This window comes from Vibrio sp. 10N.261.52.C2 (assembly GCF_041471425.1).
Classification (GTDB): Bacteria; Pseudomonadota; Gammaproteobacteria; order Enterobacterales; family Vibrionaceae; genus Vibrio; species Vibrio crassostreae_C.
This window is the reverse complement of record NZ_JBFROH010000020.1, coordinates 1,460-13,481: the sequence shown is the minus strand read 5'-3', so window position 1 is coordinate 13,481 and position 12,022 is coordinate 1,460. Positions and strand designations below refer to the sequence as shown.

Sequence of the window (12,022 nt, the reverse complement as noted above, 5' to 3'; positions counted from 1 at the left end):
AAATATAAATACATGCTCTAAAGAACTGTATTCATATCTGGTTCAAACACACTTTCAAACTGACTCAAAGTTTGTAAAATCAATGGTGCTTTGTTCCATAATATGCGTCTACTCACTTGCTCCCACTGGAAAGGAATCGGTAGTGTCTGTGCACGTATAATTCCGGACATCGCGGCTATGGTATCCACATCTCCTCCGACAAACTGTGCACTTCGAATTGCACCTTCAAAATTGCTACTGTTAAAGCAAGCTATGAATATTGCCAACGGCACGGTGTTTACAGCTGAGCAGTCAAACCAAGACTGTTTTCTTAGTGAAATCAAATCATGCGAAGGTGAGTCAGAAACGTAATAGTTCCATCGATGATATAATTCTTGAGAAATTTCGCTCCCAGAAATCCCTCTTCGCACAGCCCAAACGATCCAAGCCATGGCTTCAGCTCCAGCTATACCTTCCTCGTGACGATGCGATACAAGTGCCGATCGCTTTGCTAGATCAAGAACGTCATTTTCGTTTTGCAAATATCCTAATACCGATGCTCGCACAGCGGCTCCATTTCCAAACGACTGGTACTCCTTGCTGTCACCATTTAGCCAGCTCATAAAACCAGGACCATAACCCACGTTTGGATGCGCCTGAGCAAAGTGCCTATAATAACTTGCGAAATCGTCACTCTCATCAAGCATTGCTTGCGCTGTCGCTGAAATCAATACGCTATCATCTGTAGGCCTAGCCAAATGTGAAAACAATTGCTCTGTTGACAAATTATAAGATTTAAGTTGAGTTTGATTATTCTCAAAAGCACTTCCAGTAATATCACCAACTATTGCTCCAATCATTTGCTCTCCAGAATTTCAGTTAAAGTAATTTTAAAACAAACTTCTGCGACTTCAGCATAGGGGACGTGTAATAGTTCAACCTTTTTGCCTTTGTACAAATAATTAATAGTCCACATCAGCGTATGCTCATAGAATGGCAAGAAACCGACTCTAAGTGAGTCGAATTGACTTCCCGGTGTGATAGATGTTACCCATGATGCGATCGAATCTTTTAATAGTATTTGTTTTCTTCTATCTAGTTCAACTTCCGAAAAGTACGTTGTCAATAATACCTTTGCGCCACTCAATCGAATGGTTCTTTGTTTGGCAGTCGCAACTAATGACATAAGAACTCTACGATTAGTTTCAAACAAAACGGCTTGTCGACGCTTAAATCGCTCATCTGCCGTTTTTGTCGAGAAAGGTAGTTCATGTATGATTTCTACAATAAAATTCATCTAGTCCTTTTATCGTTGATGGTTAATCCAAGTTATGATCAAGCTGATGAACCTGTATGTGGGTTGTAGCTAAACCGAATTCTTCTTCTTCACGCAACGAGCAAAAGTAGAACGAGTAACCAGCTACCGACGCACAACTAGGTGTGTGTTTAGCGATAGCAAATACAAGCTGATGTACATGAGCGTTGGTTTTGATCTTAAAGAATCCGAGTTGCTCCATTTGAAAAGAGCAGTACGAAGCGAATTTGACGAGTTGGCTGTTGGCTATGCCATTACGACTGACGATTTCACCGATTTCGGGTGAGATTGAAATTGTAAGTAGTTGAAATTTTGATAGTTGTTCGCAAACTGCGGAGGACTGATTTGCGAGTTCAATGTACCGATGCAAGGAATTAACGTGATCATTATTCATAATTCTCCTAAATTTCAGCAACAGAAACCCTCAGCTGATAGTTCAGCCGATAAAAATTACGACAAGATATTGTTTATTACGGTGGTAAGTGGACGTTAGTTGGTTTGCGCCCTTTTCAGAGAGCGCATAATATATCAAAATAATAGGTTGCTGTCAAATTGAATTTGTGCTAGATATTTACACTGTCAAGTTTTACGCCCAATTCAAGCCAATGGTTTAGCACTTCATCTACTGTTCTGTACTGAGAGTTATCAGCTTTCAAAAACTTAGAGGCAGCATGTATAAATCGGGCTTCTACTTCAACCTTGTTGGTTATTGCGTCAATCTCACGTTCTGCATTCTCTAGTATAAAATCAGCAACTTTCTGGCTTTGTCTTAAAAAGTTTCCACGATTGGAGTGAATGTAGCCACCTTGGACCGAATAGTGTTTCTGCGTATGAAAAACCAAACGCTTAATCGTGTCTGGGTTGATATTCAGATGCTCAGCGTAAGTCTGAAAGGTTTTGCGAAAAATGCCTGCGGTATAGCGATGACCAGTGCCAGCCATTTGCTCCAAGAGATTGATATAGTGAGTCGGATTTTGCTTGAAATGCCCTTTGCAGCTTGCATTAGGAAAAACGTAGTTACCCTTAAAATCATGTTGTTTCAGCTCAATCAATGTTTTTTTAGCTTCACTATTTAACATCGCACGATACTGTTTTGCCGCCCCCTTGAGCTTTTCCGCTGCTTGTTCATCATTCCATGATACATCGCTGCAATCTTCTTGAACCTGATCCCAGGTCATCTTACAAACTTCTTCCGGTCGCCAGCCAGTGAATAGTAAAAATTTGAAAAAATGTGATGCTACTACTGCACTTTGAGAGTCCTGATGAACAAACTTTTCCCCTCGAAAATTTTTCAGATCTTCAATCGCATTCAGCAATTGTGGTAAATGTTCAGTATCTACGCAGTCTGTTCTACGATTACTCTGCCCATTATTCTCATTCCAACCATATGTATCGGCAAGAACTTGAACAGGGTTTGTTTTGATCTTTGGTACGTCTTCGTGATCTAGGTGAGTTTTCTGTGCTTGACGGTAGATTGCTGCAATATGTTGGAAAGTCTTATCAGCCATGATCGGTGTGCTACGTTTTGACACCTCACGATGTTCTTTAACCACGTCTTCTCTCGAGATTTTTAAAGCATCTTTTGTAATGAACTTCTTGTCGAGTCGGTCGAACAGTTTCTGATAGTACTTCTTAGTATCATCATGAATGCCGCTTTTTGAACTACGAGATCTCTTACCTCGACTTAGCAAGTATTCTTCGTGAAACTGTAGAAGAGTGAAGTTTTCAGTCTTATTTTTTAGTTGCTCTCGTGGGTCTTTACCTTCTTGCAACCACGTTTTGAACTTTAATGCTTGTTTCTTTGCGCTGTCGAGCTCCATTTCTTTAGCATTGCCGATCATGTAGTACTGGCTCGTTCCACCTTGGCCTTTTATTCGACCATGCACTACAAAGGTCATTTTTCCTCGAGGAGAAACTCGCAAAATCACCCCCCCTGCATCAAATGACGTATCTTTTATGTGTATTTGTTCACCGTGACTGTATGGCTTAAACACCCTCTCACCGTCAATATCTTCGTGTTTACCTCGAGTTTTCTTTATTAGTTCTCTCAAGAAATGGGGGGTTATGGCTTGATGAATAAGCTTAGACTCTCGTTGATTTTGACCAGCACCTATCGAATCTTTACTCACTAAAGTTGATTTTTTACCCACTAGTCCGCCTTATATTTTAACATCACATTGGCATCAGTGTAATATAAAAGCATCGTATTAGCATCATTTCGTTATTAGCAACGACTAATAAAATGTCCATTTTCATCAGTCGTCGCTAATATTTTATATTAAATATTATATACTTACGAAGTTGATTTTAAAAAAATCCATAATAATCAGCAACCATCAACATAGAATTATTCGCTTTGCCAACATGCAAATGCCTCCTCTGCGGTGAACTTGCCATCAAGCAGTGCACGACCAACAATCACACCCGCAACGCCGCTGCCTTTCAGTGCTTCGATATCAGCTAGGCTGCCAATGCCACCGGATGATTGGAATTGCACTTGTGGGTACTGCTTACAAAGATCAACATAGAGCTCTACGTTTGACCCTTCTAGCGTGCCATCACGTGAAATATCAGTACACAGAACGTGTTTAAGGCCAACCGTGAGGTAATCTTCAATTAGCGCTTCAATGGTCACGCCTGAATCTTCTTGCCAACCTGAAATCGCCACTTTACGTGTGCCGCTTTCATCAATGTTGATGTCTAGAGCCAGCACGATTTTTTCCGCGCCGTACTTCTCCATCCAACCTTTCACCAACTCAGGTTGCTTAACGGCTGTAGAACCAACCACAACGCGCTGTGCGCCAGCTTCTAGCAGATCAACGACATCTTGTTCGTTACGCACGCCACCACCAATCTGGATGTTCGCAGGCGTGCTAGCAAGGAGCTTAGCAATCAAGTCTAACTGACGAGCCGTTGTGTCTTTTGCGCCCGTTAAGTCAACAAGGTGCAGCCAGCCAGCGCCAGCTTGGTGGTACAGATTAAACTGCTCTGCTGGGTCTACTTTGTATTCTGTTACTTGCCCGTAGTCTCCTTGGAATAAGCGAACTACTTGGCCTTCAATTAAATCTAACGCGGGAATAATCATTTACATTCCTTATATGGCAACGTTAGCCGCTGCCTAATCCTTATTACAATTCCAAGAAGTTCTGAATCAGCTTAGAGCCAGCTTTCGAAGATCGCTCTGGGTGGAACTGAACACCATAATAATTGCCACTTTGAACCGCCGCAGTGAACGGATTACCGTAATCACATTGTGCGATTGTGTAGTCGCCCACTGGCATTGCGAAGCTATGAACAAAGTAGAAGTATTCGCCTTCTTCAATGTCTTTAAATAGCAGGTGATTAGGCGTTGCTGTTACTGTGTTCCAACCCATGTGTGGTAATGGCAAGTCGCCCGTTTCAAGTAAACGAACTTCGCCATCACACAAACCTAGGCATTCAACTAACTCATCAGCTTTTTGGCCTTTCTCTTGAGACAGTTTGCCTAACAGCTGCATACCTAAACAGATACCCAGCAAAGGTTTCTCTACTTGTTTCACAAGACTAACAAGGTCACGCTCTTGCAGGTTTTTCATTGCCTCACTTGCTGTACCTACACCGGGTAGGAACAGCTTGTCTGCAGCAAGAACAACTTTTGGTTCTTTTGAAATTTCAACTGTATAGCCCAGGCGTTCAATAGCAAACTTCACTGAGGAAACGTTGGCACAACCAGTATCAATAATAACGACTTTTTGATCTTTCATTGTTTTTCCTTGCTAACGTTAGCCTTACAGAACGCCCTTGCTGCTTGGTAACTCATTACCTTCAACTTTGATTGCTTGACGAAGAGTACGACCAAACGCTTTGAACAGGCTCTCAATAATGTGGTGATCATTATTGCCAGCTGAAGAAAGGTGCAATGTACAAGCCAGTGTATCGGTTAAAGAACGGAAGAAGTGAACCACCATCTCCGTAGAAAGGTCACCCACTTGCTCGCGGCTAAACTTAGCATCAAATTTTAGGTACGGACGACCAGATAGGTCTAAAGCACACTGAGCTAAACACTCATCCATAGGCAAGCTGAAACCGAAACGGCCGATACCACGTTTGTCGCCTAATGCATCTTTAAGTGCTTGGCCTAAAGCAAGAGCGGTGTCTTCGATTGTGTGGTGATCATCAATGTGTAGGTCGCCCTTCACAGTCAGGTTCATCTGGAAACCGCCGTGTGTCGCGATTTGATCAAGCATGTGATCGAAGAAACCCATGCCAGTATCGATCTTGTTACCACCGGTTTCATCAAGGTTTACGGCTACCTTAATGTCAGTTTCTTTCGTTGTACGAACCACTTCAGCAACACGAGCATTAACCGTTAAATCTTTAACGATCTGTGGCCAGTTGAGTGTGCCTTCCGTTTCTGCATCCGGGCCGTATTGGATACCACGAATTGCCATGTTCTCAGCAAGCTGAAGATCCGTCATTCGATCGCCAATGACAACAGAGTGTTGGAAGTCGACTTTGCCGCCTTGTAGGTATTCTTTAACCATACCCAGTTTTGGTTTACGGCAAGAGCAGTTGTCTTCGTCAAAGTGAGGGCAAATAAGCACGTCGTCAAACTTAACGCCTTGAGATTCGAAGAACTCCATCATCATATTGTGTGGTGCATCGAAATCTTCTTGTGGGTAGCTATCGGTACCTAAACCATCTTGGTTAGTCACCATTACTAAGCGGTAACCAGCATCTTGCAAAGCAAGCAGGCTAGGAATTACTCGCGGTTCGAATTTTAGCTTGTCTAAACGGTCTACTTGAAAGTCAACTGGCGGCTCAACAATTAAGGTGCCGTCACGGTCTATAAAAAGTATTTTCTGTTGTTTACTCACTTGAACTTCCTTTTAATTTTAAATCTGGTGGCCTAGCTAAAATCAAACGCTAACCCAAAATATTGGTTTCACTTGCCAGCCCAATTAATCAACTCAAACTGGCAAATGTTATTACTGGTAAGCCTTTCATTACTGATAAAAGTTACGAATGAATCCAAGTGTCTTTTCGCACTCTTCGCGGTTACCAATACTAATACGAACACAGTCTTCAATAGGTGAATTACGCAAAATAATGCCCGTATCCCAAGCCGCTTTAAATAACTCATCGCCGTTCGGGAATTTCACCAGTAAGTAGTTACCCCAGCCATCAAAAACCGTCACTTGAGGCATACCTAATAGACCCGCCTGCAAATACGCTCGGTTAGCACTTAAATCTAGAACTTGGAACTTAGCTCGCGCTAGTCCTTGCTCTGAGAGAGCTTGAACGGCAATGTCAGCAACAGGGATTGGCACAGGATAAGGAGCGATCACTTTCAACAGTACATCGATAAGCTCTTTATTCGCTAGCGTAAAGCCACAACGTAAGCCCGCCAAAGCAAAGGCCTTCGACAAGGTGCGCAGAATCGCTAGGTTTGGATATTGCTCAAGCAAATCAACGGTTGACGCTTCTGGACAAAAATCGATATACGCTTCATCCATCACCACAATCGCTTTGTCTTGTGTCATTTCAAGCAGCTTGATGATGTCTTTACGATCAACTAAATTACCGGTTGGGTTATTTGGGCTACAAACAAACACCACTTTTACGTTGTCGAGCTGAGCTTCGATAGCTGGAAGATCCAATTGCCATTCAGAAGTAAGAGGCACAACTTTACGCTCAACACCAATCGTCTCTGCACTGATTGCGTACATACCGTAAGTAGGTGGGCAGTAAAGAATAGCGTCTTCGTTCGGCTCACAGAAAGCACGAATCAATAACTCAATGCCTTCGTCAGCACCACGAGTCGTCAGTGTTTGCTCTGATTTCACGCCTGCGTATTGAGCGTAAGCATCAATCAGCTCTTTTGGCTGACATTCGCTGTAACGGTTAAGACGAGACAAGTTCAGGTTGTACTCGTTATCAAACGGAGATTCGTTGGCGTTTAGCCATACATCACCAGTACCGCCTATGCGTCTTGCAGACAAGTAAGGTGTTAGAGCCTGAACTTGTTTTCTTGCTAACTTTTCCATGCCCTACCCTTATTTCGCTTTATTTAACTTTTCAACTCGGATAGTCACAGCGCGTTTGTGTGCATCCAAACCTTCGGCTTCCGCCATTGTTACTACTGTTGGCGCTAGGCCTTTCAACCCATCGGCTGTTAGCTCCTGCACCGTCATTCGCTTAGAGAAATCAGCCAAACCTAGGCTTGAATACGTCTTGGTATAACCGTAAGTCGGAAGAACGTGGTTTGTGCCGGATGCGTAGTCACCTGCAGATTCTGGAGACCAGTCACCAAGGAAAATTGAGCCTGCATTATCTAGCAATGGCAGCAATTCACGTGGGTTCTTGGTTTGAACGATCAAGTGCTCAGGACCGTAGAAATTCGAAATCGCAATCGCTTGAGTGATCGATTCAGCAATGATGATTAAGCTTGAAGCCAATGCTTGCTGAGCGATGTTCGCACGAGACAGTTCTTTCAGTTGCTTTTGAACCGCTTCTGTTACTTGGTCTGCAACCACTGGAGATGGAGTTACCAATACTACTTGAGAGTCAGGCCCGTGTTCCGCTTGGCTCAACAAATCCGCTGCAATGAAGTCTGCATCAGCCGTTTCATCAGCAATCACTAACACTTCAGATGGGCCAGCTGGCATATCAATAGCTGCTCCGCGGAAGTCATTACTCACTTGGCGCTTTGCTTCCGTAACGTAGGCATTACCTGGGCCGAAGATCTTATCGACTTTAGCCACACTCTCGGTACCGTAAGCCATTGCTGCAACCGCTTGACCACCACCAACGTTGTAAACTTCGTCGATCTTACAAAGCTTAGCGACATACAAGATTTCATCAGCGATTGGCGGAGGTGAACAAAGCACAACCTTACGACAACCTGCGATTTGAGCAGGAACACCTAACATAAGAACCGTTGACGGTAGTGGCGCACTGCCACCGGGAATATAAAGGCCAACAGTATTAATCGCGCGCGTCACTTGCTCACACACAACACCAGGCTGTGTCTCAACCTTAATTGGCTGCGGCTTTTGAGCTTCGTGAAACTTAGCAATGTTGCTATAAGCTTGCTCTAACGCTTGCTTCATCTCTGGTGTTAGACGAGCACACGCCTCTTCAATCTCACCCGAACTGACTCGGATAGATTCTGGAGTTACACCATCAAACTTTGCAGTCAGCTTTTTAAGCGCGGCATCGCCTTCATTTCGTACTTTTGCAATAACATCAGAAACAGTCGCTGTGATGTTTGCACCTTCAGTAATAGCTGGACGCTCTAATACCGAGTCTTGCTGTGATTCACTTAAAGATTGCCAAACAACGGTTCTCATCGTCACTACCCCATCATTTTTTCGATTGGTAATACTAGAATCGAGCTTGCACCCAACTCTTTCAGCTGTTCCATTGTTTCCCAGAACAAGTTCTCTGTACTTACTAGGTGCACGGCAACTTTGTCTTTGTCTGTAGATAGAGGAAGAACCGTTGGATCTTCAGCACCAGGCAGTAGTGCTTTGATTTGCTCTAGTTGAGAGGTTGGCGCGTGAAGCATGATGTACTTCGACTCTTTCGCTTGTTGAACACCCTGCATACGAGTCAGTAGTTTTTCAATCAGTGCGGTCTTGTCTGCGTCGAAGTCGCCAACACGTTGAATCAGTGTTGCTTTCGATTGGAAGATAGCTTCTGCTTCTTTTAGGCCGTTCGCTTCAAGCGTTGCACCTGTAGAAACTAAATCAGCGATAGCGTCTGCAAGGCCAGCGCGAGGCGCAACTTCAACCGAACCTGTTAGCATACAAGTGCTGAACTCAACACCCTGCTCGTCCATGTAGGCTTTAAGTAGTTGTGGGTAGGTTGTCGCAATACGTTTGCCCGCTAAGTCTTGTGGGCCGTTGTATTCTTCGTCTTTATTAATAGCGATTGAAAGGCGGCAACCACCGAAGTCTAAACGACGTAGTGTGCGGAACTCTGAAGGCTCTTTAAGAGCAACACGATCTAGACGAACTTCTTCTAGTTCATTTTCACCGATGAAACCAAGGTCAACTACACCATCCATGATAAGACCTGGGATGTCGTCATCACGAACGAGTAACAAGTCGATTGGCATATTTAGTGAGTGAACCACTAGGCGCTCACCCATGATATTAAATTTAACACCACATTTTTTAAGTAGGTCTTGGCACTCTTTACTTAAGCGACCTTTCTTTTGAATTGCGATTCTTAGGCGTTGTGTCTGCATTGCTGTATCCCTGTGCAAATATTTGAATTTATTGATTATTTAAAAGCGCTAAAACTAAAAAACCCTCGGGGACTTTATCATCCCGAGGGTTTAAATCTAAATTCTTTTGACTTAACCTCCGGGAGTAATCTTGCTCCCGGGTATACGTAAATCTCCCCGAAAGACTAGATAGGGTGATGATGGTGATGAATGTTCATTACTAATTTACGCATACTTATCAGCTCTTAGGTTGTTTGCTGTCTTGTCTCCACACTAACTAAGCTGACATCCTTTTTCAACCATTTATTCGAACTTTTTTCACGAAACTTAAAATTAAATTAACAGGCACAAAAAAGGGAGGCAAACGCCTCCCTGATAGTTTACTGATTAACTTTCAATTTTAGCTTTTGCACGTCGCCATTTTGCAGCGAGAGAAGTAAGCCAATGCAAAACATACAGCAACAAACGTTAGAGACGCTGCGCCAAATGCGATGCCAATTGAAGATGTCATACCTAGAGTGATGAAACCAATGCACGATACGAGCGCTACAGACAACGCGTATGGAAGCTGAGTCGAGACGTGGTCGATGTGGTTACAACGAGCACCAGTAGAAGACAGAATCGTCGTATCTGAGATTGGAGAACAGTGGTCACCAAATACTGCACCCGCTAGAACCGCACTTAGCATTGGAAGAATCAGTGCGATATCCGATGCTGCAGCCATATCACCCGCGATTGGTAGCATGATACCGAACGTACCCCAAGATGTACCAGTAGAGAACGCCATAACGCCCGCTAGAAGGAACAACATAACCGGTAACCAGTGGTAATCAATGCTGCCTGTTACTAGAGACGATAGGTAAGAACCCGTTTTCATGTCGCCGATAACAGAACCGATAGTCCATGCAAACACAAGAATCAGAATCGCGCCAAACATAGAGCTAGCACCGATCCACATTGTTCTTGCGATATCAGTCATAGATAGCTTTTGCTTGAATACTGTCGCTAGTGCTACTAGTAAGCCAATAACACCACCGTAAACAAGAGACTTACCTACATCCGTGTTTTCGAATGCGCCTAGAAGGTTGAATGCTTGGCCATCAGCAGCCAGCGCTTGGCCGCCTGTGTAAAGCATTGCAGCCACTGTCGCTACAATTAGCGATACGATTGGCATAACAAGATCAGAAACTGAACCGTTTTCGCTCTCTTCGATATCTAACTCTTCGTTTAGATCGTGAGCTTGCTTTTGATCGTTGTCACCTTCAAAGCCACGGCCTTGAGATGCTTCGATCTCATGCTCACGCATCTTACCAACGTCTAGACCGAACCATGCTACTGCGAACACCATTAGTAGTGCGAATACAGCGTAGAAGTTCATTGGGATAAGACGAACGTAAGCACCCAGTGCAGAATACTCTGTCACACCGTGTGTCACTAAGATGCCACCAATGATCGTGATGATGTAAGCACCCCAGCTAGAAGCAGGCATGATCACACACATAGGAGCAGCAGTTGAATCTAGGATATAAGCAAGCTTAGCGCGAGATACATAGAAGCGGTCTGTTACAGGACGAGAGATAGCACCAACCGCTAGGCTGTTAAAGTAGTCATCAACAAAGATGAATACACCTAAGAAAGCAGCAAGTAGTTTTGAACCACGTTTGCTCTTAACGCGAGACTGTGCCCACTCCGCGAATGCGCGAGTACCGCCAGACAGTGTTAATAATGCCGTTGTCATTCCAAGAATAATTAGGAATGCAATGATGCTCATGTTCCAAGTGTTGATGCCACCATCTTCGATGAAAACACCAGATGCTTTAGTAAACACGTAGCTAGCTGCGTTACCTACTGAGTAATCAGCAAGTAGAATCGCACCCATGATGATACCGACACCCAAAGAAACCAATACACGGCGGGTAACAATAGCAAGGCTCAAAGCCACAAGGGGCGGAAGCAAAGATAAAGGTGATGTTGCAAAATCTATTAAATTCATGATCTTCAAAAACCAGTTTTTTATTTGGCTAGAGATCTACTGCAGACAAACTTGATACGGCTGACCAAGCTCATGTTGAACTAAGCGAAAGGGAAGTGAACACTTCACCCAACCCTACAGTAGCGCTCCATAGTTTAAAATTAAGACTATGGCAGTGTTGTACCTATTGAGCACAACCCCAGCAAATTGCTTAGATATACAATTTACTTCGGCAATTACACCTTTCATTCCCGTTCATTAGCATCACCCCAACGGAAGTTACTTTTTATAATTGCACCTCTACGTGCGATAACATTATTAACCGTGTAAACCAGAGTTTAACAACAAATTAACCAACACCTCGCATCAGGTAGCCGCAATTGTACTCATCAAGAGCAACAATGCAACATATCATTCCGAGAAAAATAGCTTTTTGTTAATGAACTAATCAATAGAAGAATAGTCTACATAAGTTGACTACTCCACCTGTCACATATCATTTTTTAAGATATTCTTAATAATTATTATAAATTCAATAGAAATA

General features: G+C 43.4%; 11 protein-coding genes, 1 riboswitch and 1 other annotated feature. All 11 genes read right to left on the bottom strand.

Annotated elements, in window-relative coordinates:
• Positions 1-17: 17 nt before the first annotated feature.
• The gene (locus AB4307_RS08600) at positions 18-839 is read right to left on the bottom strand and encodes an ADP-ribosylglycohydrolase family protein (protein WP_372131628.1); all 822 of its coding nucleotides are present in this window, start codon (positions 837-839) and stop codon (positions 18-20) included.
• On the bottom strand, positions 836-1,276 hold the full coding sequence (locus AB4307_RS08595; RefSeq protein ID WP_372131626.1) for a hypothetical protein: 441 nt from the start codon (positions 1,274-1,276) through the stop codon (positions 836-838). The genes AB4307_RS08600 and AB4307_RS08595 overlap by 4 nt, the downstream gene beginning before the upstream one ends.
• A gap of 22 nt (positions 1,277-1,298) precedes the next feature.
• Positions 1,299-1,688 carry a hypothetical protein gene (locus tag AB4307_RS08590; RefSeq protein WP_372131624.1) on the bottom strand — a complete coding sequence of 130 codons (390 nt, stop codon included), beginning with the start codon at positions 1,686-1,688 and terminating at the stop codon, positions 1,299-1,301.
• A gap of 169 nt (positions 1,689-1,857) precedes the next feature.
• Positions 1,858-3,444, bottom strand: a complete 1,587-nt coding sequence (locus AB4307_RS08585; protein ID WP_372131622.1) for a tyrosine-type recombinase/integrase — start codon at positions 3,442-3,444, stop codon at positions 1,858-1,860.
• A 197-nt stretch (positions 3,445-3,641) separates the two neighbouring features.
• Positions 3,642-4,379, bottom strand: a complete 738-nt coding sequence (hisA, locus tag AB4307_RS08580) for a 1-(5-phosphoribosyl)-5-[(5-phosphoribosylamino)methylideneamino]imidazole-4-carboxamide isomerase (protein ID WP_012604374.1) — start codon at positions 4,377-4,379, stop codon at positions 3,642-3,644.
• 43 nt (positions 4,380-4,422) lie between these two features.
• Positions 4,423-5,037, bottom strand: a complete 615-nt coding sequence (gene hisH / locus AB4307_RS08575; protein WP_372131620.1) for an imidazole glycerol phosphate synthase subunit HisH — start codon at positions 5,035-5,037, stop codon at positions 4,423-4,425.
• Positions 5,038-5,061: 24 nt separating this feature from the next.
• Entirely contained in the window at positions 5,062-6,150 is a 1,089-nt protein-coding gene (gene hisB / locus AB4307_RS08570; RefSeq protein ID WP_372131618.1) for a bifunctional histidinol-phosphatase/imidazoleglycerol-phosphate dehydratase HisB, read from the bottom strand.
• A 129-nt stretch (positions 6,151-6,279) separates the two neighbouring features.
• Positions 6,280-7,320, bottom strand: coding sequence for a histidinol-phosphate transaminase (hisC, locus tag AB4307_RS08565; protein WP_017060266.1), 1,041 nt, complete (start codon positions 7,318-7,320; stop codon positions 6,280-6,282).
• A gap of 9 nt (positions 7,321-7,329) precedes the next feature.
• Complete coding sequence (gene hisD / locus AB4307_RS08560) at positions 7,330-8,631, bottom strand: histidinol dehydrogenase (RefSeq protein ID WP_017065318.1); 1,302 nt, start codon at positions 8,629-8,631, stop codon at positions 7,330-7,332.
• Positions 8,631-9,527, bottom strand: coding sequence for an ATP phosphoribosyltransferase (gene hisG, locus AB4307_RS08555; protein WP_017060264.1), 897 nt, complete (start codon positions 9,525-9,527; stop codon positions 8,631-8,633). The genes hisD and hisG overlap by 1 nt, the downstream gene beginning before the upstream one ends.
• A gap of 53 nt (positions 9,528-9,580) precedes the next feature.
• Positions 9,581-9,716, bottom strand: a sequence feature (His leader region).
• Between the two features lie 190 nt (positions 9,717-9,906).
• A complete protein-coding gene (locus AB4307_RS08550; protein ID WP_372131616.1) occupies positions 9,907-11,499 on the bottom strand; it encodes a Na+/H+ antiporter NhaC family protein in 1,593 nt (530 codons plus the stop codon).
• 112 nt (positions 11,500-11,611) lie between these two features.
• Positions 11,612-11,789: riboswitch (Lysine riboswitch) on the bottom strand.
• Between the last annotated feature and the right edge of the window lie 233 nt (positions 11,790-12,022).